The organism is Pseudomonas sp. MNR3A (assembly GCF_009650575.1).
Taxonomy (GTDB): Bacteria; Pseudomonadota; Gammaproteobacteria; order Pseudomonadales; family Pseudomonadaceae; genus Aquipseudomonas; species Aquipseudomonas machongensis.
On record NZ_VZZS01000011.1, the window covers coordinates 60905 to 84683 of the forward strand.

Genomic DNA, 23779 nt, shown 5'->3' on the forward strand with positions numbered 1-23779 from the left:
GTTCACGGCGCTCGGCCAGGTTCCTGAAAAATTTCACGGCAGGCGCTCCTCGATCGGCATCAACGGTGGAACATCAGGCGCTTGATGCGCTTGAGGGTGGTCTTGTTGTAGTGGCGCAGGGGAATGCTGCGCAGCAGATCCCAGGCATAGGCCTTGTCGGCAACCACGGCGTACTTGAGCGCCTTGTGCACCAGCACCGAACGCCCACGGGCATAGCCCGGATACTGCTGGTAGGGCGCGATGGCCTTGAGATCGGCCTCCAGCAGCACCTTGAACTTGCGCGACAGGTTGTTGGGGTGGCGGCGGTAGCGGGTGACGCACACCGGCAGTTCGTGGATCTCGTAACCCTGGGCGGCAATGCGCAAGGTCATCTGGAAATCCTGGACCTTGATGGCCGGATCGTAGAAATCAGCCGCGCGCATCGCCTCCATCCGGTACAGCGAGCCTGGCGCGCCAACCACCACTGCGTCCCGCAGGATCTCGGCGAAATCGAAGACCTTGACCTCGGTGCGTTGCTGCGTCTTGATGTCACAGCCTTCGGTGTCCATGTAGACGATCAACGCACCGACACAACCGACCTTCGGGTGGGCATCCAGGTAGGCGGCGCGAACACTGAGAGAGTTCGGCAGCATGATGTCGTCGAGATCGGGGGTCGAGACATAGACCCCGCGGGCATGCTGCAGACCGGTATTGAGCGCGCCGCTGACCCCTTGGTTGGTCTGGGTCAGCAGGGTGAAATCGTAGGTCGATTGCAATGCGCGCAGCATCTCGACGCTTCGGTCGCTGGAGCCGTCGTCGACGATGATGACTTCGAAGTTCGGGTAGTCCTGGGCAAAGATGCTCGCCAGGGCCGCCTCCAGGTACTTCTCGGCGTTGTAGCAGGGGGCGACGACCGAGATCAGCGGTGCCGAAGCCTCGGTGGTGGAAGTACATCCTTGCGTCATCGTACTGGCAAGCCTCTGTGCGCGATGCGTGAGCGGGTCACAAGGCTCAGCCCTGGACCGTGAAGCGGCACAGTATACGCAAGCCCGCTGCGTTCTCGAAGCGGCCAGCTTCAGCCTTGGACGCCAGCCTCGGCTAGGCGATGCGCGGCAAGCGCGGCCAGGTAGCTGCCATCGGGTGCACGCCTGCGAAAGTGCTTGTCGAGCCCGGCGAAAATCGCCTCGGCGACCTTGCGCTGATGCCGTGGATCCTGCAGCCGCTGGCAATCCCGGGCATTGGACATGAAGCCAGTCTCCACCAGGATCGAAGGCACGCTGGGCGACTTGAGCACCGCGAAACCGGCCTGCTCCACCCGGGCCTGGTGCAGGCCGGCCACGCCTTCCAGCTGGCCCAGCACCAAATGCCCCAGGTCCAGGCTGGTGGAGATGGTCGCGTTCATCGACATGTCCAGCAGCACGCCTGCCACCACCGGGTCCTTGGGCGGCTTTTTCAACACGCTGGACACCCCGACGAAATCGGCGTCGTTCTCGCGTTGTGCCATCCAGCGCGCCACTGTTGAGGTGGCACCATGCTCGGACAGGGCGAACACCGAGGCACCGGATGCGGTGCGCCTCGGCGCGGCGTCGGCATGCACGGAAATGAACAGGTCGGCGTTCAGCCGCTGGGCCATTTCGGCACGTTTGCGCAGCGGGATGAACACGTCCTGATTGCGCACCAGGCGCGCCTTGAAGCCCTTCTGCGCATCGATGCGTCGCGCCAGCAGGCGGGCGATGGACAAGGCGACGAGCTTTTCCTGCTCGCCGCCACTGCCGACAGCACCTGGATCCTTGCCGCCGTGACCGGCGTCGATGACGATCAGCAGGTCACGCCCCTGCGGCGGCGCCATATTCCCGACAGCCTTGCCCGTCGGCACTGCGGCCGCAACTGGCAATCCGCCAAGACGCAGGGCCAACTGCCGACCGCGGGCGAGCGTCTGCAACTCGCCGGAAATCCCCGGTGAGCGCAGGTCCAGCACAATGCGCAAGCCGCCGTCTGCAGTCGCTGCACTGCGAATTGCCTTGATTGGCGTGCCCTTGAGGGCCAGCCCATCAAGCGAAGTCGCCAGCCCCGCGCCTTGCAGGTCAAGAACCAGCCGCGGCGGCGCTTCGAGGGTGAAGGTGCGGGCCGCTACCGGGCCACTGAGGTCCAGCAGCAGGGTCGTGCCCTCTGCCGCCTGGCGCAATACTGCACCGCGAACCTGCTCGGCGGTATTTGCCAGCACCAGGCGGCTGACAGGCAAGGTGCAGCCGGCAAACAGCAGCTGCAGGAAGGTGCGTCTGTCCATGGCGGAGGGGCACTCGTGTCGACAAAAAGCTGATTACAATAAAAGTTATAACATAACATTTTAAAGTCATTTGCAAGGCTTGCTTGTTGTCACGCTCCCACGATCTGCACACGCTGGTTGAACCCGGCATGAACCACGGAGACGTAAACGAAAAAGCCCGCCATAAGGCGGGCTTTTCGTACAGTGGTTCAATACATGCGAACCGCTGTGAATATGGTGGGTCGTGTAGGATTCGAACCTACGACCAATTGGTTAAAAGCCAACTGCTCTACCAACTGAGCTAACGACCCGTTGGATGGCGCGTATATTACTGATTTCTCAGAGGAAATCAACACTCCATCGAAAATTTCTCAAAAATAGCGTGTCGGATCAGCCACACCTGCGGCCTTGAAGCCTTCTGCCCGCAGGCGGCAACTGTCGCATTTGCCACAGGCGCGGCCATCATCATCTGCCTGATAGCAGGAAACCGTCAGACTGTAGTCCACCCCACGGGCTATACCGGCCTCGACGATTTGCGCCTTGCTCAGGTTCTGCAGTGGCGCCTGGATGCGGAACCCCTGCCCTTCCACCCCCGCCTTGGTAGCCAGGTTGGCCATGCGCTCGAAGGCCTCGACGAACTCCGGGCGACAATCGGGGTAACCCGAATAATCAACAGCGTTGACGCCAATGAAGATGTCACGAGCGTGCAGCACTTCCGCCCAGCCCAGCGCCAACGACAGGAATACGGTGTTGCGCGCCGGTACATAAGTGACCGGAATACCCTCGGTAGGTGCTTCAGGCACATCGATGCTGCTGTCGGTGAGGGCCGAACCGCCAATACCATCGAGGTTCAAGCCAATGACCTTGTGCTCGACCACCCCCAGATCGCGAGCCACCCGCGCAGCGGCGTTGAGCTCGGCGCGGTGGCGCTGGCCGTAATCGAAGCTCATGGTGTAGCAACTGTAGCCCTCGGCCTTGGCCATGGCGACCACAGTGGCCGAGTCCAGGCCGCCAGACAGCAGGATTACCGCACGTTTTTCAGTCATGTCATCACTCTCTTGATCAGCGGCCCGGTTCGTCGTTCCACAGCAACTTGTGCAGTTGCAGCTGGAAACGCACGGGCAGGTTGTCGGCGACGATCCAGTCGGCCAGGTCGCTGGCGCTCACCTGATGGTGGCTGGGCGAGAACAGGACTTCACCTGCCCGTCTTTCGAGGTTGTACTGGATCAGCTTGGACACTGCCCAGTCGTAGTCCTCGCGGGAGCATATGACGAACTTGACCTGATCATTGCTCGTCAGGTGGTCGATGTTCTCGTAGCGGTTACGGTGAACCTCTTCCGAACCTGGGGTCTTGAGGTCGACCACGCGACTGACCCGCGTGTCCACCCGCGAGATGTCGAGCGCGCCGCTGGTCTCCAGCGAAACCTCGTAGCCCGCATCGCACAGGCGCTCAAGCAAAGGCAATGCGTTGGGCTGAGCCAACGGTTCGCCCCCAGTGACGCAGACATAGCGCGGACGAAAACCCGCGACCTGCTCGAGAATGTCGTCGAGGGTACGCAGTGTGCCGCCACTGAATGCATAGGCACTGTCGCAGTACTGGCAGCGCAGCGGGCAGCCGGTCAAACGCACGAACACGGTGGGCAAGCCAGCCGTTCGCGTTTCACCCTGCAACGAGTAAAAGACTTCGGTGATACGTAATGTGTCTTGCATGGTCGCCACGGGCGTGACAGCTATACAGGCTGACCGCCTCCGTCAGGCACTGCTGCAGACTCGACATAGCGTTATCCGCAACAGCGTGTTTACGAAAAAAGGGCAGAGATTCTAACGAAAAAACCCGCGCCAGGCGCGGGTTTCTTTCAAGCGGTGCAGTTCAGAGCTTCTGCAGGTCACGCTGAGCCAGCTGTGCGGCGGAGGTGCCGGGGTACTGGGTGATGACTTGCTGCAGGATGCCCTTGACCTTGTCGGTGTGGCCCATGCGACGTTCGACATCGGCCAACTTGTACAGCGAGTCAGGCACCTTGCTGTGCTTGGGGTACAACTGGCTGACCTTGGCGAAGGCCTGGCCGGCGCCTTGCAGGTCGCCTTTGGCGAGGTTGACCTCACCCAGCCAGTACTGCGCGTTGCCGGCGTACTGGCTGTTGGGATACTTGCGCAGGAAGGCGCTGAAGGCCTGACTGGCCTTGTCGAAGTCCTTCTGCTTGATCAGATCGAAAGCAGCATCGTAGAACAGCTTTTCTTTCGCCGGATCGGCCGGCTCGCCATTGGCAGCCGGTTGCTGCGCAGCGCTTGCGCCTGCAGCGGCACCTGCGGCGTCGGATGCGCCACCGGTGGAGGAATTATCGGGTGTAGCGGCTGGTGCGGCACCACTGTTGATGCGGCGGTCCAGATCCTGGTATCGCTCCAGGTTTTCCTGCTTCATGCGCGACACATCGTTCTGCAGCTCTTCGATGATGCCTTGCTGACGGGAAATCTGGTCCTGCATCTGTTGCAGCTGCAGGAACAGCTGACCCTGTGCAGAAGCAGGGGCCGAAGCCCCTGCCCCGGCATAGGCGCCGCTCGTGCCATAACCCGAAGGCGGATAACTGCCTCCGTTGTCATCAACTACAGGAACCGCAGCCCACGCAGAAAGCGGCAGGCTGAGGGCGAGGACGGTTACAACACGACGGCACATACGCATAAGAACTTACTTACGCAGTTCTACGCGACGGTTCTGAGCCCAGGACTGCTCGTCGTTGCCGGTAGCAACTGGACGCTCTTCGCCGTAGGAAACCAGTTCCAGCTGAGCAGGGGAAACGCCCTGCAGAACCAGGTAGCGCTGAACGGCCTTGGCACGACGCTCGCCCAGAGCCATGTTGTACTCGCGGGTACCGCGCTCGTCGGTGTTACCTTCCAGAACAACGCGGTTGCCGTTGGCTTTCAGGTCCTTGGCGTGAACGTCCAGGGCGCGCATGGCTTCTGGCTTCAGATCCGAGCTGTCGTATTCGAAGTAGAAGGTGGTGATTGCGCGCAGGGCGGCTTCTTCGCTCAGGGAACCGTCGACAGCGCCGGTGTTTGCACCGTAGCCAGCGTTCGGATCAACAGCGCCTTCGCCAGCGTTGTCACCGCCCTTGGAGGAGCAACCTACAGCTACGGCCATGGCCAGAGCCAGCGCAGCGAATTTACCAAACTTCAGCATTTCCATCGTGAAACTCCTAATGAAACCCCAGTGTGTTAAGCAAAATTGTTACGCCGCAATCAGTTCAGGTAGGGGGACCAGGACGGTTCTCTGACTTCGCCTTGAGCGGTAGGAAGTGGGAGCCTCACACGGCCGTTAAGCGACACGAGCATCAAGACTCCCCGGCCCTGCTGGCGGGTGGCGTAGATTAGCATGGTGCCGTTAGGCGCAACAGTGGGAGACTCATCAAGACTCGTTTCAGAAAGAATCTTTACACTTCCCCGTTGCAAGTCCTGGGCAGCCACCTTGAAGTTGGTGAAACCTTCCTGGCGATGAATCATTACCAGGGTCTTTTCATCCGCCGACAGTTTCGGGTTGGCGTTGTAGTTGCCAACGAAGGTGACACGCTCGGCGCCACCGCCACCCACCGACGTCTTGTAGATCTGTGGCTTGCCACCACGGTCGGAGGTGAAGTACAGGGTGTTGCCATCCTTGCCCCAGAACGGCTCGGTATTGATACCAGGGCCTGCAGTGACACGGCTGATCTGACGCGACCCCATGTTCATCACATAGATGTCCGGGTTGCCGTCCTTGGACAGCACGAACGCCAGGCGATTGCCATCGGGCGACCAGGCCGGTGCACCATTGAGGCCTTCGAAGTTGGTGATCTGCTCGCGGCGACCGGTGTCAATGTGCTGGACGAAGATACGTGGACGCTTCTGCTCGAACGAAACATAGGCGATACGCTTGCCATCAGGCGCAAAACGCGGCGACAGGATGGGCTCGCGCGACTGCAGCAGCGTCACTGCACGGGCACCGTCGTAGTCGGAACGCTGCAGGGTGTAGCGGGTGTTGTTGGTCGAGAAACGCTCGGCGGTCACGTACAGCATGCGGGTGGAGAACGCACCCTTGATACCGGTGAGCTTCTCGAACGATTGGTCGGCGATGTAGTGCGCCATGTCGCGCAGTTGATCGACGCCACCACCGACACTGCCGGTCAGCACCTGTTGCTCGGTGGCAACGTTGAACAGCGCGTAGCTGATCTGCAGGCGACCACCGGACGGCACGATGCTACCGACCATCACGTACTGGGCACCCAGCGCTTTCCAGTCGCGGAAGATGACTTCGCTGGCCTGGGTCGGCTGGCTGATCATGTTCTGCCGCGGGATGGGCGCGTAGTAGCCGGAGTTGCGCAGATCGTTGCCGATGATGTCGGCCATGTCTTCCGGCAGCACGCTGCCACCCTGCAGACCGAACGGCACTACCGCAATGGGCGTGGCCCGGTCGCTGCCGCTGGTGACCAGGATGTTCTTTTCCTCTGCCACGGCCATGCCTGCCACGCAGCAGAGCATGACCAGCAGTCCTCTCAGACGTTTAATCACAACGCTAGATCCTCAGGTGTAAATGTCATCTTGAACGAACGATACGGATTGAACTCGTTCGGCTTCAAGCCCTGCATTTCAGTCAACCGGCCAATGTTCTTCACCGCGGCCACGGCCGAGCTGTCGAACGGACCGTCGCCACTGGACTTGGCCACGCTCACATTGGTGATCGTGCCGTCCGGCAGCATGTTGATCTGCAGGACTACCGTCATGCCTTTGCGCGCGGATGGCGGACGCGCCCAACCTTCGGCCGCACGCATGCGGATGAGGTCGTCGAAATCACCCGCCACCTGGTCGCCTTGCTCGTCGGCCAGTGCCTGCTGACGCTCGGTGGTGTCGGACAGCAACTCGGCCAGAGCCTGAGCCTTCTTGTCTTCAGCCGCCTTGCGGGCTGCATCCTGTGCCTTTTTCTTCTGTGCATCCGCAGCGGCCTTCTTCTTGGCCTCTTCGGCTGCCTTCTTCTTCGCTTCCTCGGCCGCCGCTGCTTTCTTCTTGGCGTCCTCGGCTGCTTTTTTCTTGGCGTCTTCGGCGGCTTTCTTCTTCGCCTCTTCGGCCGCAGCTTTCTTGGCTTCTTCCTCGGCCTGTTTCTTGGCCTCGTCTTCGGCCTTCTTCTTGGCGATGTCAGCCTGCTGCTTCTTCGCTTCCTCGGCCTTCTTCTGCTCGGCGGCCTTTTTCGCCTCGGCAGCCTTGGCAGCGTCCTCGGCTTTCTTGGCTTCGGCGGCCTCGCGAGCTTCCTCGGCCTTTTGAGCGGCGTCGGCTTTCTTTTGTTCCGCGGCCTTCACAGCTTCCTGCTCGACCTTCTTCTGCTCCATCTGCTCGACTTCAGTCTGGCGTGAAGCCGTTTTCTTGGCTTCCCCGGCAATCTTCTGATTGGTCTGGGTGGTCGCCTGGCTCTTTGACTTGAGCTGATAGAGCGTAGCCTGGACGATCGGCTTGGACGGCGGCAGTTCAGGCGTCATGGCGAAGCTGACGAACAGCAGGCCGAACACCAGCACATGCAGGCCAATGGCCCAGACGCTGGGCCAGAAGTAGCTTTCCGAGGCGGATGGCTCTCGCTGTTGCATCAGGGCGCCTCGGTAATCAGGCCAACGTTACCGACACCGGCTTTCTGCAACCCGCCCATGGCGCCCATGACCGCGCCATAGTCGACGGCCTTGTCACCCCGGATGAACACCTGGGTCTGTTTGCCCTGGTCGCGGCCGGCAGCGATGATCTTGGTCACCGCGTTGGTCATTTCCGGCAGGGTCATCGCCTTGTCCATCTGTTTGTCGGTATCGACTTCGCTACCGAGGTTCCAGTAGTAGGTTTTGTCGGCCTTGATCGAGATGGTGAGGATCTGGACGTTGTTGTCCTGCGGCAAGGCTTCGCTGGAAACCTTGGGCAGGTCGACCTTCACGCCCTGGTTGAGCATGGGTGCGGTCACCATGAAGATGACCAGCAGCACCAGCATCACGTCGATGTAGGGCACCACGTTCATCTCGGCGACCGGCTTGCGTTTGTGGCGAACTCGGGCCATGGATGTCTACCTGATCACTCTTCGCTGGTGTGTACTTTGCGGTGCAGGATCGCCTGGAACTCATCGGCGAACGTGTAGTAGCGACCGATCAGTGTTTCGCTGCGTGCAGCGAAGCGGTTGTAGGCGATGACTGCCGGGATCGCGGCGAACAGGCCGATCGCGGTGGCGATCAGTGCCTCGGCAATGCCGGGTGCCACGGTGGCAAGGGTGGCCTGCTGGGCGCTGGCCAGGCCGCGGAAGGAGTTCATGATGCCCCATACGGTACCGAACAGGCCGATGTAAGGGCTGGTGGAACCGACGGTGGCCAGGAACGGCAGGCTCTGCTCGAGCTTCTCTTCCTCGCGGGAGATGGCTACACGCATGGCGCGCCCCACCCCTTCCATGACCGCATCAGGGTCGACGCCCGGCTGCTGGCGCAGGCGCGAAAACTCCTTGAAGCCGGCGCGGAAGACCTGCTCTACACCCGAATCCGGATCAGGGTTGCTGCCGGCCTGGCGATACAGTTTGGATAGGTCGATGCCCGACCAGAAACGCTCTTCGAAAGCGTCCAGCGCACGACGACCGGCGCGCAGCATGGTGCTGCGCTGGAAGATCATGATCCAAGAGGTCACCGAGGCTGCCACGAGAGTCAGCATCACCAGCTGAACCACCACACTGGCATTGGCGACCAGGCTCCACATGGAGGTATGGTCGACGACGTTTGCTTCCACGCTTATTCTCCTGCGTTCGATTGAGTACCCGTGCCGTCCGCCATGAAAGCGTCGCGCAGTTCAGGGGGAATGGCCCGGGGTTTGAAAGTGTCGGCGCGCACGGCGGCCACCAGGAACTGCCCTTCGCAAAGCAGTGTTTCATCCGCTTCTCGCCAGACCTGCTGCACGAAGCGCAGGCTGGCGCGATTCAATTCAAGTACTTGTGCGGTTACCCGCAACGCATCGTCCAACCGTGCCGGCGCGTGGTAGCGCGCCTCGCTGGAGTGGACGACGAACAATAGATTCTGTTCCGCCAGCTCGGACTGGGAGAACCCCAGGTGCCGCAACCTCTCGGTGCGTGCACGCTCCATGAATTTCAGGTAGTTGACGTAGTACACCACCCCGCCTGCGTCAGTATCCTCGTAATAGACGCGACAACGGTGAGCGAACGGGTCCTGCCGATTTTGCGCGCGCATACTCTAGTGCTTACTCCTCAGCTTGCCAATCCGCCCCGGCAACTGTTTTTTCAGGGGAAATGTCGTATTGCCAGCGCTGTCGCAAAGTGCCAGCGCTAGGACCACGAAAACCCCGATTCGATCTGTCACTCATCGTCAGGATCGGAAAATTCTCCGCCCTCGGCAAAGCGCCCCGGAATGTTCAGGCCGAAATGCAGGTAGGCGTGCCGGGTGACCACGCGGCCACGCGGCGTACGCATGATGTAGCCCTGCTGGATCAGGTACGGTTCGAGGACATCTTCGATGGTGTGCCGCTCTTCACTGATCGCAGCCGCCAGGTTGTCCACGCCTACCGGTCCGCCATCGAACTTCTCGATCATGGTCAACAGCAGGCGCCGGTCGGAATGGTCGAAACCGCGCTCGTCGACGTCCAGAAGGTTCAATGCCTTGTCGGCGATTTCCTTGGTGATCTGGCCCTTCGCACGTACCTCGGCGTAGTCACGCACGCGGCGGAGCAGGCGGTTGGCGATCCGTGGCGTACCGCGGGCGCGACGGGCGATCTCGAAAGCGCCCTTGTCTTCGATGGCAAGCCCCAGAATGTTCGCCGACCGGCTGACGATGGTCGCCAGGTCCTGGTTGCTGTAGAACTCCAGGCGCTGGACGATCCCGAAACGATCACGCAGTGGGTTGGTGAGCATGCCGGCCCGGGTGGTCGCACCGACCAGGGTGAACGGCGGCAGGTCGAGCTTGATCGAGCGTGCGGCAGGCCCCTCACCGATCATGATGTCGAGCTGGAAGTCCTCCATTGCCGGGTAGAGTACTTCCTCGACCACAGGCGACAGGCGGTGGATTTCATCGATGAACAGCACGTCGTGCGGCTCGAGGTTGGTCAGCATTGCCGCCAGATCACCCGGGCGTTCGAGGATCGGGCCGGAAGTGCTCTTGACCGAAACCCCCATCTCGTGGGCGATGATATTGGCAAGGGTGGTCTTGCCCAGACCGGGCGGACCGAAGATCAAGGTGTGATCGAGGGACTCGTTGCGGCCGCGGGCGGCCTGGATGAACAGGCCCATCTGCTCGCGCACCACCGGCTGGCCGATGTACTCGTCCAAGCTCAACGGACGAATGGCACGGTCCTGAACCTCTTCACGGTCGCGCCCGCTGGCGGCGATCAGGCGGTCGGCTTCGATCACTTGACGATCATCCCTTTGAGGCTATGGCGAATCAGTTCCTCGCTGGTCATGTTTGCCTTGTCCTTGATCGCCGACACCGCCTTGCTGGCTTCCTGAGGTTTGTAGCCCAACGAGATCAGGGCGCTGACTGCATCGGCTTCGGCGCTGGAGGTGCTGGCCACCGGCAGTGGCCCATCGGACACCAGGGTGAACATCGCAGGCGAGGTTTCCCAGGCCTTGAAACGGTCCTTGAGCTCGACCAGCAGGCGCTCGGCGGTCTTCTTGCCGACGCCGGGTACGCGCACAAGAGCCGACGCATCCTGGGCCTGCACGCAGCGCACCAGCTCATCGACCTCGAGGCCCGACATCAACGCAAGAGCCAACTTCGGGCCGACGCCATTGAGACGGATCAGCTCGCGGAACAGCTCGCGCTCGCGCTTCTCGAAGAAGCCATAGAGCAGGTGGGCGTCTTCGCGCACCACCAGATGAGTGTGCAGCGTCACCGCTTCGCCGACCTTGGGCAGGCGGTACAGCGTCGTCATCGGCACCTCCAGCTCATAGCCCAGGCCATTGACATCGATAATCAGGTGCGGCGGTTGTTTTTCCGCCAGGGTGCCACGCAAACGTCCAATCACGTTCCGATCCTTTCTCTCGGGCGTCTGGTCGGAGACCGGACAACCCTATCAGCAAATGCGGCGGGTGAGCGTGTCACCCGGACAAAATGTGTATCAGGGCATGAAGCTGTTACAGACGCAAGCGCCCACCGCGCCGGCGTGCGGTGGCCAGGCCGTGGGGCACCAGGCTGGAGCGTGTATGGGCGTGGCACAGGGCGATGGCCAAGGCGTCGGAGGCGTCGATCTGCGGCTTCTGCGTCAGCTTGAGCAGGTGCATGACCATCAGCATGACCTGATCCTTGTTCGCCCCGCCCGTACCGGCCACCGACTGCTTGACCTGGCTGGCGGTGTATTCGGCGATCTCCAGGCCCGCCTCGGCGGCAGCGACGATGGCTGCACCGCGGGCCTGGCCAAGCTTGAGCGCCGAGTCGGCATTGCGTGCCATGAACACCCGCTCGATGCCCATGGTGACGGGGCCATGCAGGCGAATCACCTCGCTGACGCCGCGAAACACGATCTGCAGTCGCTCATGCAACTCGCCACCACCGGTGCGGATGCAACCGGAGGCCACGTACTCGCACCCCCGCGGCGTGTGGCGTACCACACCATAACCGGTGATTCGCGAACCGGGGTCGATACCAAGAATCAGCGTCATAAAGCCTGCGGTTCTTTACACATTTCACTGACCCGCGAAGAGGCCTCGAAGACCAAGGAAAACCTTAGCCGAGTTTTTCCATGATCTCGTCGGAGATCTGCGCATTGGAGTAGACGTTCTGCACGTCGTCCAGGTCCTCGAGCATATCGATCAGCTTGAGCACCTTCTCCGCGCCGTCCTGATCCAGCTCGGCGCTGGTGGTCGGCTGCATGACGATTTCCGCGTCGGCAGCCTTGAAGCCCGCCTCTTCCAGCGCATTGCGCACAGCGTAGAAGCTGTTGAAGGAGGTGAAGACGTCGAAGGAGCCATCGTCATTGCCGACCACATCATCGGCATCGGCTTCCATGGCCGCCTCGATCAGCGCATCTTCCTCGACGCCCGGTGCAAAGCTGATCTGCCCCTTGCGCTCGAACAGATAAGCCACCGAGCCATCGGTACCGAGGTTGCCGCCACACTTGGTGAAGGCATGACGCACGGCTGCTGCAGTGCGGTTGCGGTTGTCGGTCATGGCCTCGACCATGATCGCCACGCCACCGGGGCCGTAACCCTCGTAGCTGAGCTCTTCGACGTTGTCGCTTTCGTTGGTGCCAGCCCCACGCGCCACCGCACGATCGATGATGTCGCGGCTCATGTTGGCACCCAGCGCCTTGTCCAGCGCCAACCGCAGCCGGGGATTGGAGGCCGGATCACCACCACCCTGCTTGGCAGCGACGGTCAGTTCGCGGATCCACTTGGTGAAGATCTTGCCTCTCTTGGCATCCTGGCGTTCTTTGCGGTGCTTGATATTCGCCCACTTGGAATGACCGGCCATAACGACTCCAAATCCTTGAAACAGAAACAGGTTCCGCCCCGAAGGGCGGAACGCGGAAAATCCTGCGCGCAAGCGCGAAGCGCCCCGACTTCGGGGCGCCTGCGGTCGGTTACTCGACCTTGGTCTGCTCACGCAGACGGATGTGCAGCTCGCGCAGAGCCTTGGCATCGACCAGGCCCGGAGCCTGAGTCATGACGCACGCAGCGCTCTGGGTTTTCGGGAACGCGATCACTTCGCGGATCGACTGGGCGCCGGTCATCAGCATGACCAGACGATCCAGGCCGAAGGCCAGACCACCATGTGGCGGGGCGCCGAACTTCAGGGCGTCGAGCAGGAAGCCGAATTTCTCTTCCTGTTCCGCCGCCTCGATACCCAGCAGACGGAAGACTGCCTGCTGCATCTCTTTACGGTGGATACGGATAGAACCGCCACCCAGCTCGGTGCCGTTGAGCACCATGTCGTAGGCACGCGACAAGGCGGTGGCCGGGTTGGCCTCCAGCTCTTCAGGGGTGCACTTGGGTGCGGTGAACGGGTGGTGCAGCGCGGTGAAGCTGCCGTCCTCGTTCTCTTCGAACATCGGGAAGTCGACGACCCACATCGGTGCCCACTCGCAGGTGAGCAGGTTGAAGTCGTGACCCAGCTTGATACGCAGCGCGCCCAGGGCCTCGCTGACGACCTTGAACTTGTCGGCCCCGAAGAACACGATGTCGCCATCGACCGCGCCGACGCGATCGAGGATCACGTTGAGGTTGGCCTCAGGGATGTTCTTGACGATCGGCGACTGCAGGCCCTCGACGCCCTTGGCGCGCTCGTTGACCTTGATGTACGCCAGGCCCTTGGCACCGTAGATGCCGACGAACTTGGTGTACTCGTCGATCTTGCTGCGCGGCATGGCAGCGCCGCCCGGCAGGCGCAGGGCAGTGACACGGCACTTCGGATCGTTGGCAGGACCTGCAAAGACCTTGAAGTCGACGTCCTTGAGCTGATCGGCAACATCGACCAGTTCCAGCGGGATGCGCAGGTCCGGCTTGTCGGAGCCATAACGACGCATGGCTTCTTCGAAGGTCATGTGTGGGAAGTCGCCGAACTCGAGGTCGAGCACTTCCTTGAACAGCTTGCGGATCATGCTCTCGGTGAGGCCCATGATCTCGGACTCGTCGAGGAAGCTGGTCTCGATGTCGATCTGGGTGAATTCCGGCTGGCGGTCGGCGCGCAGGTCTTCATCGCGGAAGCACTTGGCAATCTGGTAGTAGCGGTCGAAGCCGGCCACCATCAGCAGTTGCTTGAACAGCTGGGGCGACTGCGGCAGGGCGAAGAAGCTGCCTGCGTGGGTGCGGCTGGGCACCAGGTAGTCGCGCGCGCCTTCCGGAGTGGCACGGGTCAGGATCGGCGTTTCGACGTCGAGGAAGCCGTTCTCGTCGAGGAAGCGGCGAATGCTGCTGGTGATGCGCGAACGCAGGCGCAGCTTGTCGGCCATTTCCGGGCGACGCAGGTCGATGAAACGATAGCGCAGGCGGGTTTCTTCGCCGACGTCGGAGTATTCGTTCAACGGGAATGGCGGGGTCTCGGCTTCGTTGAGCACGTTCAGCTGGTAACCGAGGATCTCGATGGCGCCGGAGGCCATGTTCGCGTTCACCGCGCCGTCAGGGCGCTTGCGCACCTTGCCGGTGATCTGCACCACGTATTCGCTGCGCACGCGGTCGGCGGCGGCGAAGGTTTCGGCGCGATCCGGATCGAACACGACCTGGGCCATGCCTTCGCGGTCACGGATATCGAGGAAGATCACCCCGCCGTGGTCGCGACGCCGATGGACCCAGCCGCAAAGGGTGACTTCCTGGCCGTCCAGGCTCTCGTTCAGTTGGCCGCAATAATGGCTGCGCATCATGATCGTGGTTTCGCTTCTCGTGATTCGTGTATTCGGTGGAGGTCTTGTCCGCCCTGAGGGCTAATAGTGCAAGACCCTGTCGCTGCAATTCAACTCAGTCGGCCTTGTCGCCGGCCAGGTTCTTCTTCGCCCCGGTCTTGAAGTCGGTCTCGTACCAGCCATTGCCACTCAGGCGAAAGCCGGGTACCGACAGCAATTTCTTCAGGGCCGACGCCTGGCATGCCGGACAATCGGTCAATGGCGCGGCGCTGATTTTCTGCAACACCTCCATGCGGTGGTCGCAGGAAGCACATTGATAGTCATAAAGGGGCATGGAAGTCTCTCGTCAACCACAACGCTGGCTGCCGGGGCAGCAAAAAGCGGGATTATATATGGTTAAGGAGTGCTGTGCAGCCCGCCCGGCGATCAGTGTGTACTCGGCGGATCAAGTAACCAGGCCACACAGATGACGCGAATCAGCCCACTGAAATTACGCACACCGCCCTGCCGCAGGTGCACCTCTCGATCGACGTAGGACAGCACAGCGCTCACCGAACAGCGATTGGCCTCGGCGATACGCTCCAGAATACGCCAGTAGACCGCCTCGAGCCGAAGGCACGTGGCAAAACCATTGAGCCTTACAGACCGCGAGACCGGTACGACCTGCAACATGTCGAAATCACCCCTGAACGGATCCTGACAATCCTTGCCTGGCCAACCGCCGTGCCTGCTTGCTTGCGCCATGGTTCTGCTCCTTGATTGCGATCACTTCATACCCCGCACAACAAGGTCGAGGGTGCTTCAATGAAGCGCCGTTCCGGCATCACAGAGCAGCAGCAAGGGTTTCCCCATAATAAAAAAGCCCGGGATCGCAAGGCGACACCGGGCTTGATGGACCAGCCTGGCCATAGGCCGGCGCATCGTTATTTGCCGTCGAGCAGCACTCGCAGCATCCAGGCGGTTTTTTCGTGCACCTGCATGCGCTGGGTGAGCAGGTCGGCCGTCGGCTCGTCACTGACCTTGTCCACCACCGGGAAGATGCTGCGCGCCGTGCGCACCACCGCCTCTTGCCCCTGGACCAGCTGGCGGATCATTTCATCGGCAGCGGGCACTCCCTCTTCCTCCTTGATCGAGGAATGGCGCGCATAGAATGCATAGGAACCCGGCGCCGGGAATCCCAGCGCGCGAATGCGTTCGGCGATCGAGTCGACTGCCAGGGCCAGTTCGTTGTACTGCTCTTCGAACATCAGGTGCAGGGTTCGGAACGACGGACCGGTAACGTTCCAGTGGAAGTTGTGGGTTTTCAGATACAGCACATAGGTGTCCGACAGCAGGCGGGACAACCCTTCGACGATGGACTTGCGATCTTCTTCGCTGATACCGATATCGATTGCCATGAATCTCCCCTTTCCATAAGGCTTGACGATCAAGCGGGCGAAAACACTGTACCAAGAGTTGCAGACGGCTGCATGTGACACAAGGCAACACATCGCCTGACCCCCCCTGCGGTTTGAGAACCCCCTGGCTTTGCTGTTAAATAGGCAGGGTGCCACCCGTGCGGACTGTTATTGCCGGGTGCATAGGCTGAACAGTCCCGTGATCGCGCTCCATACCTCATGCGCACCGTGCTGCCAGCTCTTCCTGTGATCGGCCTTATCCAAATATGTGAGCCAACCCAATGTTCAAGATCGTCCATCTGGTGACGGGCGTTGCGGCTTTGCTGCTGTCGTTCATACCCAGCCTCAAAACCGACGCCACACCCTTCCTGCAACAACCCGAAGCGGTTTACCTGGTACTCCTGGGCCTGCTCAACCTGGTCCTGGCACCGGTTGTACCGCTTTACTACCGCGGCGCCCGCCAGCAACTGCAACACCTGGCCAGCGCACTCCTGGTGCTGGCGGTGATCCTGCAAACCATCACCGTCCTTGCCCGCCCCGAGCTCGGCAGCTTGTCGGCGCTGCTCTGCGCGGCACTGGCAGCCGCCCTGCACCTGGCCGCCGGCTTCGCCCGCAGCAGCCGCAAGTCACGCGCCAGCCAGGCAGGCCCGCAAGATGCCAGCAAGCGCGATACCGGCACCGTGAAGTGGTTCAATACCTCGAAAGGCTTCGGATTCATCTCCCGCGACTCCGGCGATGACATCTTCGTGCACTTTCGCGCCATCCGCGGCGAAGGCCATCGCGTCCTGGTCGAAGGCCAGCGCGTGGAGTTCTCGGTAATGCATCGCGACAAAGGCCTGCAGGCCGAAGACGTGGTCGCGGTTTCACGCCGCTGACCACCCGCCTCCATCACCTCAATAATGAGGCGGTGGAGGCTCCTCCCCTCCGGCCTCGTACTGGCCGACCATCTCTTCATGACGCTTGATCAGCTCGGCGATCTGCAACTGCAGACGCTCGATCAGCCGGTTCTGCCCGGCCACTTCGTCGCTGAGCGCCTGAAGGGTGTCATCCTGAAACGCCTGGCGCATCTCCAGCTCGACGATTCTCGCTTCCAGTGACATGGCTCAGGCCTCCTCGAAACCTTCAAGCGCCAACCCGCGCAGGCGCTGACGAATTGCAACGACCTGCTCGGGCGCGTAGTCGAGCGCGGGCACCTTGCCCCACACCGGCGCAGGCCACGCCGCATCGCCGCGATGACGCACCACCACGTGCATGTGTAACTGACTGACGACATTGCCCAGCGTGGCGACATTCATCTTGTCAGCCAGGAATTCGCCCTTGAGCGCCTCGGCAAGCAAAGTGGTTTCCTTCAATAGTTGTTGCTGGTCGGCCAGATCCAGCTGGAACAGCTCGCTGACATCAGCACGGCGCGGCACCAGGATGAACCAGGGGTAGTTGGCATCCTTGCTCAGCAAAAGACGGGACAACGGGAAATCCCCCAGCACCAGGGAATCCTGCTGCAGACGCGAATCCAGGACAAACACGGCAAACCTCCATCGAATGACACGACCCGACTCGAACGCGGGTGGAGCGCAAGGATACCTTGCTTGCAGAGCCCACGACACGACCCACTCACTTGTCCGCCCCCGACCGAGACGTACGCGCCAAAAGCGGTAACACTGCGCTACTTTTCGCACCAAAATGAAGCAACGAAAAATACACCTGTCATACCAGCCTGGTACAAACTACTCAGCATCAACAGTCAGCGGTAACACCTTGACTTTCAAGCCAGCTTTATTTTGCAAACGATAATCAACATCGCGCTATACCCTCAAAGCGCCTGAACCAGTGTTTCCGGAGGTTTCAGGACGCTTTGCGGGCATTTGTGAAAAATTCATCAACACTGATCGTTTTTGTGCACGCTTGTTGCATTCTTTTTACGCCAAGTCGGCACGGCACCTGCATTAGCCGGTGAACGCGACAAATAACAACAGCGACAAGGGATTCACCAGGGAGCTTCGAGTACGCAGCCATTCTTTACGGAATCGTGACGGACTTCGAAGCAGCGCTGGGGTGTACGACCCGCCTTTAGCGGGACGTGATTTGCGACATGGAAATAGCCAAAAGCGACACGACCGTAAACTTACCGAAAGGTTCCGTTTTTCATGTCGCCAAGTACAGTCAGCGTGATATACATTTTCGCCGACATAAAAAGAAAGAGCTGCCCCATATAACTAAAACACTTGGGCGCAGCGGTACTCTTCCTAAAACCAAAGGAGCAAATCACGATGCGCGTGATGAAGTGGAGCATGATCGCCCTGGCTGTTGCAGCGGGGACTTCCCAGATGGCCCTCGCCTCTTCGCAAGATGAGTCCAAGGGTTTCATCGAAGACAGCAGCCTGAACGTCAAAATGCGGAACCTGTATTTCAGCCGCGACTACCGCAACAAGGAAACCGTCGGCAACCGCGCCAACCGTATTCGCCACGATCAGCGCGAATGGGGCCAGGGCTTCATTGGAACCTTCGAGTCGGGCTTCACTCAGGGCACCGTCGGCGTTGGCGTCGATGCCATCGGCCTGCTGGGCATCAAGCTGGATAGTGGTCGCGGCTACTCCCAGACCGGCCTCTTCCCCACTGGCTCTGACTTCCGCTCGCAGGACGACTACTCCAAGGGTGGCGCTGCGGTTAAATTCCGCGTTTCCGACACCGTACTGAAAGTTGGCCAGCAATTCACTGCTCTGCCAGTACTGGCAACCGACGACAGCCGCCTGCTGCCGGAAACCGCTGAAGGCGCGCTCATCACCAGCAACGAAATCAAAGGCCTGACTCTTCACGCCGGTCGTTTCACTGCGCTCAACGCCCAGGCCGAAACCAATCACGACAGCCTTGGCCTTAAATCGGCAAACGTATTTGGTGGTACCTACACCATTACCGATGGTCTAACCACCAGCCTGTACTACTCGAAAGTCGAAGACTACTGGCGCAAGTACTACGGCAACGTGAACTGGTCGATCCCGCTGTCCGACAAACAAGGGCTGGTATTCGACTTCAACATCTATGACACCAAGAGCGATGGTCAAGGCATCCAGCGCGCAGCCAAAGACGAGGAAACCAAACTCGACAACCGCGCGTTCAGCCTTTCCGGCGCCTACACCTTTGGCGCCCACACCTTCACCCTGGCCTTCCAGCGCGTGACCGGCGATGGCGACTATGGTTACGGCGTGGACGGTGGCGGCACTGTATTCCTCGCCAACTCCATCGCTCGCTCGGACTTCAACGCCGAGGACGAGAAATCCTGGCAGGCTCGCTACGACCTGAACTTCGCCGAGTTCGGTGTTCCTGGCCTGACCTTCATGACTCGTTATGCCCGCGGTACCGGCGCCAATACCGCCACCACCAACGACGGCAAAGAGTGGGAACGCGATATCGACGTCAAGTACGTCCTGCAGGAAGGTCCAGCGAAAGACCTGAGCTTCCGCGTACGCCAGGCAACCTACCGCTCCAGCGACGGCGTCTACTACGGCTCCGGCTCGATCGACGAACTGCGTCTGATCGTCGAGTACCCGCTGAGCATCCTGTAAGCCCCGGCTTGCAATGCCCCGCACCTGAAGAAGCCCGGCATCTGCCGGGCTTTTTCTTGGCTGACAAGCCAAGCGCCCTGGGGCATCCTGTACGCTTTCGTCTCGCCCCCGTACAATGCGGGGTCATTTCAAACATTCAGGCAATCGACACGGCTTCCCATGCGCACCAGTCAATATTTGCTCGCCACTCAGAAAGAAACCCCGGCAGACGCCGTTGTCATCAGCCACCAGCTGATGCTGCGCGCCGGCATGATCCGCAAGCTGGCCTCCGGCCTGTACACCTGGCTGCCGATGGGCCTGCGGGTCATGCGCAAGGTCGAGAACGTGGTGCGCGAAGAAATGAACGCCGCCGGTGCCCTTGAAGTGCTGATGCCAAGCATCCAGCCCGCAGAGTTGTGGCAGGAATCCGGGCGCTGGGAACAATACGGCCCCGAGCTGCTGCGCCTGAAAGACCGCCATGACCGTGATTTCTGCGTCGGCCCGACTCACGAAGAAGTGATCACAGACCTGGCACGCAACGAGCTGTCCAGCTATAAACAGCTGCCGCTGAACATGTACCAGATCCAGACCAAGTTCCGTGACGAGATCCGTCCGCGCTTCGGCCTGATGCGCGGCCGCGAATTCATCATGAAGGACGCCTACTCCTTCCATGCCGACCAGGCTTCCCTGCAGGAAACCTACGACCGCATGCACCAGGCGTACTCCAACGTCTTTACCCGCCTGGGTCTGGACTTCCGTCCGGTGCAGGCCGACACCGGCTCTATCGGTGGCAGCTACTCTCACGAATTCCACGTCCTGGCCTCTTCCGGCGAAGACGACGTGATCTTCAGCGACACCTCCGACTACGCCGCCAACATCGAGAAGGCCGAAGCGATTCCACGGGAAACCGTGCGCCCAGCGCCGACCGAAGAACTGCGCCTGGTCGACACGCCAAACGCCAAGACCATCGCCGAACTGGTCGAGAACCACGGCCTGGCGATCGAGAAGACCGTCAAGACCCTGATCGTGCGCGGCGCCGAGGAAGGCAAGCTGGTCGCCCTGATCGTACGTGGCGACCACGAGTTGAATGAAATCAAGGCCACCAAGCTGGAGCAGGTTGCCGACCCGCTGGTCATGGCCAGCGACGCCGAGCTGCGCGCAGCCATCGGTGCCGGTGCCGGCTCGCTCGGCCCGCTGAACCTGCCGCTGGAATGCATCATCGACCGCTCGGTCGCCCTGATGAGCGACTTCGGCATCGGCGCCAACATCGACGACAAGCACTACTTCGGCGTGAACTGGGAGCGTGACCTGCCAGTGCCACAGGTCGCGGACCTGCGCAACGTCGTCGCCGGTGATCCGAGCCCCGACGGCCAAGGCACCCTGGTCATCAAGCGCGGCATCGAAGTGGGCCACATCTTCCAGCTCGGCACCAAGTACAGCGAGGCGCTCAAGTGCCAGGTACTGGGCGAGAACGGCAAGCCAGTGGTGCTGTCGATGGGTTGCTACGGTATCGGCGTGTCCCGCGTGGTCGCCGCCGCCATCGAGCAGAACCATGACGACAAGGGCATCATCTGGAACGATGCCCTGGCGCCCTTCCAGATCGCCCTCGTGCCATTGCGCTACGAGACCGACGCCGTGCGCGAGGCAACCGACAAGCTCTACGCCGAGCTGACTGCCGCAGGCTACGAAGTGCTGCTGGACGACCGTGACAAGAAGACCAGCCCCGGCATCAAGTTCGCCGACATGGAACTGATCGGCATCCCGCACCGCGTCGTCGTCAGCGATCGCGGTCTGGCCGACGGCAACCTGGAGTACAAGCACCGCACCGAACAGGATGCCCAGCCGCTGCCGCTCAACGAAGTGCTGACCTTCCTGCAGGCCCGCATCCGCCGCTGACCACCAATGCACGAGTGAACATGTCCAAGCGAAGTACCTTTACCCTGGGGGGCGCCGCGCTCTGCGGCGCCCTGTTCCTCAGCGGCTGCGCCAACCAGATGTCCCAGCGCAGCGAGCATGAGGAACGTGTCGAGCGCAAGCTGCTCGAGCACAGTCTGCAGATCGACGTCGGCGAGCCCAAGGTGATGGAGCTTCCGCAACGGCGTGTTCGCATCAATGAACAGCGACGCTTCGAGGTCACCGAGTTCGAAGTCACGCGGCGCTATGACCGCTACACGCCCTACCAGCCCTGGCGGGAGATCTACGAGATCCCACTGGGTGCGGTGGCGGTGGTCGCGGGCATAGGCGCCAACGTGGTCAACGTGATCACCTTCGACAGCCTGCCGCAGAGCATGACCCACGACTGGCTGAGCTACGGCCTGGCCGGGCTCAATCCGTTCATGAACGTGCAGTCCAACGGTCGCGCACAGCAGAACCTCGCAGGCATCAGCGAAATCCAGAAGGACAAGCGCGAGGAGTTCACCAGCCTGCCGTGGAACGAGCGCCTGGTCGAGGTCAAGGCTGGCAAGATGACCCACGAGCTGACCACCGACAAGCATGGCGTGCTACGCCTGAACCTGCTCGACAGCCCATTCTCGGAGCAGAACCTCAACCATATCGGCACCCTGCACCTGGCGGCGATCGATGAAGACAACGGCATCCGCGGCGACGCCAGCCTGTTGGTCAGCGGTACGCTGCGCAACAAGCTGCTGGAGGCTCATGAGCTGATCTTCGACGACCTCGAGGACGATGACGTTGGCCAGTGGGTACACCGGGTCAAACGTCTCTCGGAACTGGGCCTGGAAGAGGAAGCCAGCGAACTGGAACAGAGCCTGATCGAGCTGACACGCAACGATCCGGAGTTGCAGCAGGAATTCCTCAAGACGCTGACCAAGGAAACCGGCAGATTGGTCGCCGACCCTGGAGAGCGGTAAAAAGAACGGGGCGCCATGCGCCCCTTTCTTTTATTGAGCAGGAAACAGCTCCAACTGCTCATGCGCACCACGCAGATCCCGCAACCTTACCCCCACCCCCAGCAACCTCACCGGCTTGCCACCCCGAGCGAAGGCCTGGCTGAGCAATTGCCGATAGCTTTCAAGGTCCCGCCCTGCCCCCGCCTGTTCCAGGGTGGTCTGGCTGAAATCATGGAACTTGACCTTGACGAAAGGCTTGTCTGGCTTGTAGCTGCTGTCCATCCGCGCAATCCGCCCGTTCAGGCTGTCGAGCAGATCCGGGATTTTTTCCAGGCAACTGGCCAAGTCAGGGAGATCGTTGTCGTAGGTGTTTTCGACGCTGACCGACTGGCGCCGGCTGTCGTTCTGTACGACCCGTTCGTCGATGCCATGGGCAAGCCCCCACAACCGCTCACCGAAACTGCCGAACTCGCGCACCAGGCTCAGGCGCGACCATTCGCGCAATGACTGACAGGTATCGATACCAAGTCTTGAAAGCTTGTCTGCAGTCACCTTGCCCACCCCGTGCAGGCGTGCCACCGGCAGTGCGGCAACGAACTCATCGACCTGATCGGGCCTGATCACGAACAAACCATTGGGTTTGCGCCAATCGCTGGCGATCTTGGCCAGGAACTTGTTCGGTGCAACGCCAGCGGACACCGTGATGTGCAAGGTCTGGGAAACGCGCCGACGGATGTCCTCGGCAATCCGCGTGGCACTGCCGGAAAACCACTGGCTGTCGCTGACATCCAGATACGCCTCATCCAGCGACAGGGGCTCGATCAGATCGGTATAGTCACGAAATATCGCATGGATTTCCCGCGAGGCCTCACGGTAGGCCTCGAAACGCGGCTTGACGATCAGCAGGTCCGGGCACAACTTCATGGCATGCCCCGACGACATCGCCGAACGCACACCATAGGCCCTTGCCTCGTAGTTACAGGTAGCGATCACCCCACGCTGCCCCGGCTGACCGCCCACAGCCATGGGCCGACCCGCCAGGCGGGGGTCGTCACGCATCTCGATGGCGGCGTAGAAACAGTCACAATCGATGTGGATGATCTTGCGCAGGGACATGACTGACCGTCAGCACTGTAAATTCATACAGATATTACAGCACGTGCCTCGGCATTCGTCAGCCCCACCCGACGGGGGCAAGGATGATCGGTATGACTGCCCCCTCGCAAAACCCGCTACAACCCGCGTCATGGCTCAGCTCCTGGCCTGTGCAACAGGCTAAGGGATTGAACAAAAAAGGGTTTTTTGAAAAATAGCTTGACTCACGGAAGGATTTCCGTAGAATTCGATTCCACAGGCGCGGGATGGAGCAGCCTGGTAGCTCGTCGGGCTCATAACCCGAAGGTCGTCGGTTCAAATCCGGCTCCCGCAACCAGATTC

26 protein-coding genes and 2 tRNA genes are annotated in these 23779 nt (G+C 61.0%); 5 read left to right on the plus strand and 23 right to left on the minus strand.

Going from position 1 to position 23779, the window contains the following annotated elements; translation table 11 throughout:
• Positions 1-59 precede the first annotated feature (59 nt).
• From F6X62_RS09790 to F6X62_RS09885, 20 genes are all read right to left on the minus strand, one after another.
• Positions 60-944, minus strand: a complete 885-nt coding sequence (locus F6X62_RS09790) for a glycosyltransferase family 2 protein (RefSeq protein WP_153773375.1) — start codon at positions 942-944, stop codon at positions 60-62.
• 110 nt (positions 945-1054) lie between these two features.
• Entirely contained in the window at positions 1055-2266 is a 1212-nt protein-coding gene (locus tag F6X62_RS09795) for an N-acetylmuramoyl-L-alanine amidase (RefSeq protein WP_153773376.1), read from the minus strand.
• 214 nt (positions 2267-2480) lie between these two features.
• Positions 2481-2556, minus strand: a tRNA-Lys gene (locus tag F6X62_RS09800).
• Between the two features lie 60 nt (positions 2557-2616).
• Positions 2617-3291 carry a 7-cyano-7-deazaguanine synthase QueC gene (queC, locus tag F6X62_RS09805; protein WP_153773377.1) on the minus strand — a complete coding sequence of 225 codons (675 nt, stop codon included), beginning with the start codon at positions 3289-3291 and terminating at the stop codon, positions 2617-2619.
• A 16-nt stretch (positions 3292-3307) separates the two neighbouring features.
• Positions 3308-3955, minus strand: coding sequence for a 7-carboxy-7-deazaguanine synthase QueE (gene queE, locus F6X62_RS09810; RefSeq protein WP_153773378.1), 648 nt, complete (start codon positions 3953-3955; stop codon positions 3308-3310).
• Positions 3956-4115: 160 nt separating this feature from the next.
• Positions 4116-4922: a tol-pal system protein YbgF gene (gene ybgF, locus F6X62_RS09815; protein ID WP_063545875.1), complete on the minus strand. Its 807-nt coding sequence runs from the start codon at positions 4920-4922 to the stop codon at positions 4116-4118.
• Positions 4923-4928: 6 nt separating this feature from the next.
• A complete protein-coding gene (gene pal / locus F6X62_RS09820) occupies positions 4929-5426 on the minus strand; it encodes a peptidoglycan-associated lipoprotein Pal (RefSeq protein ID WP_023381906.1) in 498 nt (165 codons plus the stop codon).
• A 53-nt stretch (positions 5427-5479) separates the two neighbouring features.
• Positions 5480-6751, minus strand: a complete 1272-nt coding sequence (gene tolB / locus F6X62_RS09825) for a Tol-Pal system beta propeller repeat protein TolB (RefSeq protein ID WP_054890993.1) — start codon at positions 6749-6751, stop codon at positions 5480-5482.
• Positions 6752-6777: 26 nt separating this feature from the next.
• Entirely contained in the window at positions 6778-7845 is a 1068-nt protein-coding gene (gene tolA / locus F6X62_RS09830) for a cell envelope integrity protein TolA (protein ID WP_054890994.1), read from the minus strand.
• On the minus strand, positions 7845-8297 hold the full coding sequence (tolR, locus tag F6X62_RS09835; RefSeq protein ID WP_054890995.1) for a protein TolR: 453 nt from the start codon (positions 8295-8297) through the stop codon (positions 7845-7847). Before tolR ends, tolA begins: the two co-directional genes overlap by 1 nt.
• A 14-nt stretch (positions 8298-8311) precedes the next feature.
• Complete coding sequence (tolQ, locus tag F6X62_RS09840; protein WP_054890996.1) at positions 8312-9007, minus strand: protein TolQ; 696 nt, start codon at positions 9005-9007, stop codon at positions 8312-8314.
• Positions 9008-9009: 2 nt separating this feature from the next.
• Positions 9010-9462 (minus strand): tol-pal system-associated acyl-CoA thioesterase, encoded by a 453-nt coding sequence (gene ybgC / locus F6X62_RS09845; RefSeq protein ID WP_054890997.1) that lies wholly within the window; start codon positions 9460-9462, stop codon positions 9010-9012.
• Positions 9463-9587: 125 nt separating this feature from the next.
• Complete coding sequence (gene ruvB, locus F6X62_RS09850) at positions 9588-10634, minus strand: Holliday junction branch migration DNA helicase RuvB (RefSeq protein WP_054890998.1); 1047 nt, start codon at positions 10632-10634, stop codon at positions 9588-9590.
• Complete coding sequence (ruvA, locus tag F6X62_RS09855; protein ID WP_063545876.1) at positions 10631-11248, minus strand: Holliday junction branch migration protein RuvA; 618 nt, start codon at positions 11246-11248, stop codon at positions 10631-10633. Before ruvA ends, ruvB begins: the two co-directional genes overlap by 4 nt.
• Before the next feature lie 109 nt (positions 11249-11357).
• Entirely contained in the window at positions 11358-11882 is a 525-nt protein-coding gene (gene ruvC / locus F6X62_RS09860; protein WP_054891000.1) for a crossover junction endodeoxyribonuclease RuvC, read from the minus strand.
• A 64-nt stretch (positions 11883-11946) separates the two neighbouring features.
• Positions 11947-12693 carry a YebC/PmpR family DNA-binding transcriptional regulator gene (locus F6X62_RS09865; RefSeq protein ID WP_054891001.1) on the minus strand — a complete coding sequence of 249 codons (747 nt, stop codon included), beginning with the start codon at positions 12691-12693 and terminating at the stop codon, positions 11947-11949.
• A 109-nt stretch (positions 12694-12802) separates the two neighbouring features.
• Positions 12803-14578, minus strand: coding sequence for an aspartate--tRNA ligase (gene aspS, locus F6X62_RS09870; protein ID WP_054891002.1), 1776 nt, complete (start codon positions 14576-14578; stop codon positions 12803-12805).
• A gap of 94 nt (positions 14579-14672) precedes the next feature.
• Positions 14673-14891, minus strand: coding sequence for an FmdB family zinc ribbon protein (locus tag F6X62_RS09875; protein WP_153773379.1), 219 nt, complete (start codon positions 14889-14891; stop codon positions 14673-14675).
• Positions 14892-14983: 92 nt separating this feature from the next.
• Positions 14984-15301 carry a ribbon-helix-helix domain-containing protein gene (locus F6X62_RS09880; protein WP_153773380.1) on the minus strand — a complete coding sequence of 106 codons (318 nt, stop codon included), beginning with the start codon at positions 15299-15301 and terminating at the stop codon, positions 14984-14986.
• A 179-nt stretch (positions 15302-15480) separates the two neighbouring features.
• Positions 15481-15954 carry a Dps family protein gene (locus tag F6X62_RS09885; RefSeq protein WP_023381917.1) on the minus strand — a complete coding sequence of 158 codons (474 nt, stop codon included), beginning with the start codon at positions 15952-15954 and terminating at the stop codon, positions 15481-15483.
• A gap of 281 nt (positions 15955-16235) precedes the next feature.
• Between F6X62_RS09885 and F6X62_RS25505 the strand changes: the two genes are divergently transcribed.
• Positions 16236-16829, plus strand: coding sequence for a cold shock domain-containing protein (locus F6X62_RS25505; RefSeq protein WP_054891005.1), 594 nt, complete (start codon positions 16236-16238; stop codon positions 16827-16829).
• An 18-nt stretch (positions 16830-16847) separates the two neighbouring features.
• On the opposite strand, the gene F6X62_RS09895 is transcribed toward F6X62_RS25505, so the two are convergent.
• On the minus strand, positions 16848-17054 hold the full coding sequence (locus F6X62_RS09895; RefSeq protein WP_054891006.1) for a SlyX family protein: 207 nt from the start codon (positions 17052-17054) through the stop codon (positions 16848-16850).
• 3 nt (positions 17055-17057) lie between these two features.
• A complete protein-coding gene (locus F6X62_RS09900) occupies positions 17058-17477 on the minus strand; it encodes an HIT domain-containing protein (RefSeq protein ID WP_153773381.1) in 420 nt (139 codons plus the stop codon).
• A gap of 744 nt (positions 17478-18221) precedes the next feature.
• On the opposite strand from F6X62_RS09900, the gene F6X62_RS09905 reads away from it, so the two are divergent.
• The 3 genes from F6X62_RS09905 to F6X62_RS09915 all read left to right on the plus strand — a co-directional run bounded on the left by F6X62_RS09905 (position 18222) and on the right by F6X62_RS09915 (position 22363).
• Positions 18222-19514 (plus strand): OprD family porin, encoded by a 1293-nt coding sequence (locus tag F6X62_RS09905; protein ID WP_153773382.1) that lies wholly within the window; start codon positions 18222-18224, stop codon positions 19512-19514.
• 159 nt (positions 19515-19673) lie between these two features.
• Complete coding sequence (locus F6X62_RS09910) at positions 19674-21389, plus strand: proline--tRNA ligase (RefSeq protein ID WP_153773383.1); 1716 nt, start codon at positions 19674-19676, stop codon at positions 21387-21389.
• Positions 21390-21409: 20 nt separating this feature from the next.
• Positions 21410-22363 (plus strand): hypothetical protein, encoded by a 954-nt coding sequence (locus F6X62_RS09915; RefSeq protein WP_054891010.1) that lies wholly within the window; start codon positions 21410-21412, stop codon positions 22361-22363.
• Between the two features lie 30 nt (positions 22364-22393).
• On the opposite strand, the gene dinB is transcribed toward F6X62_RS09915, so the two are convergent.
• Positions 22394-23452: a DNA polymerase IV gene (gene dinB, locus F6X62_RS09920; protein WP_177339373.1), complete on the minus strand. Its 1059-nt coding sequence runs from the start codon at positions 23450-23452 to the stop codon at positions 22394-22396.
• Positions 23453-23697: 245 nt separating this feature from the next.
• Between dinB and F6X62_RS09925 the strand changes: the two genes are divergently transcribed.
• Positions 23698-23774 (plus strand) — tRNA-Met (locus F6X62_RS09925).
• Positions 23775-23779 lie beyond the last annotated feature (5 nt).

Coding starts and splice junctions, on each gene's coding strand:
- F6X62_RS09885 (WP_023381917.1), bottom strand. CDS start 15,954: ATGGCAATCGATATCGGTATCAGCGAAGAAGATCGCAAGTCCATCGTC.
- F6X62_RS09915 (WP_054891010.1), top strand. CDS start 21,410: ATGTCCAAGCGAAGTACCTTTACCCTGGGGGGCGCCGCGCTCTGCGGC.
- tolR (WP_054890995.1), bottom strand. CDS start 8,297: ATGGCCCGAGTTCGCCACAAACGCAAGCCGGTCGCCGAGATGAACGTG.
- queE (WP_153773378.1), bottom strand. CDS start 3,955: ATGCAAGACACATTACGTATCACCGAAGTCTTTTACTCGTTGCAGGGT.
- F6X62_RS09790 (WP_153773375.1), bottom strand. CDS start 944: ATGACGCAAGGATGTACTTCCACCACCGAGGCTTCGGCACCGCTGATC.
- tolB (WP_054890993.1), bottom strand. CDS start 6,751: ATGCTCTGCTGCGTGGCAGGCATGGCCGTGGCAGAGGAAAAGAACATC.
- ybgC (WP_054890997.1), bottom strand. CDS start 9,462: ATGCGCGCGCAAAATCGGCAGGACCCGTTCGCTCACCGTTGTCGCGTC.
- pal (WP_023381906.1), bottom strand. CDS start 5,426: ATGGAAATGCTGAAGTTTGGTAAATTCGCTGCGCTGGCTCTGGCCATG.
- ybgF (WP_063545875.1), bottom strand. CDS start 4,922: ATGCGTATGTGCCGTCGTGTTGTAACCGTCCTCGCCCTCAGCCTGCCG.
- F6X62_RS09880 (WP_153773380.1), bottom strand. CDS start 15,301: ATGGCGCAAGCAAGCAGGCACGGCGGTTGGCCAGGCAAGGATTGTCAG.
- F6X62_RS09865 (WP_054891001.1), bottom strand. CDS start 12,693: ATGGCCGGTCATTCCAAGTGGGCGAATATCAAGCACCGCAAAGAACGC.
- F6X62_RS09910 (WP_153773383.1), top strand. CDS start 19,674: ATGCGCACCAGTCAATATTTGCTCGCCACTCAGAAAGAAACCCCGGCA.
- F6X62_RS09795 (WP_153773376.1), bottom strand. CDS start 2,266: ATGGACAGACGCACCTTCCTGCAGCTGCTGTTTGCCGGCTGCACCTTG.
- F6X62_RS09875 (WP_153773379.1), bottom strand. CDS start 14,891: ATGCCCCTTTATGACTATCAATGTGCTTCCTGCGACCACCGCATGGAG.
- queC (WP_153773377.1), bottom strand. CDS start 3,291: ATGACTGAAAAACGTGCGGTAATCCTGCTGTCTGGCGGCCTGGACTCG.
- aspS (WP_054891002.1), bottom strand. CDS start 14,578: ATGATGCGCAGCCATTATTGCGGCCAACTGAACGAGAGCCTGGACGGC.
- F6X62_RS25505 (WP_054891005.1), top strand. CDS start 16,236: ATGTTCAAGATCGTCCATCTGGTGACGGGCGTTGCGGCTTTGCTGCTG.
- F6X62_RS09905 (WP_153773382.1), top strand. CDS start 18,222: ATGCGCGTGATGAAGTGGAGCATGATCGCCCTGGCTGTTGCAGCGGGG.
- ruvC (WP_054891000.1), bottom strand. CDS start 11,882: ATGACGCTGATTCTTGGTATCGACCCCGGTTCGCGAATCACCGGTTAT.
- F6X62_RS09895 (WP_054891006.1), bottom strand. CDS start 17,054: ATGTCACTGGAAGCGAGAATCGTCGAGCTGGAGATGCGCCAGGCGTTT.
- tolA (WP_054890994.1), bottom strand. CDS start 7,845: ATGCAACAGCGAGAGCCATCCGCCTCGGAAAGCTACTTCTGGCCCAGC.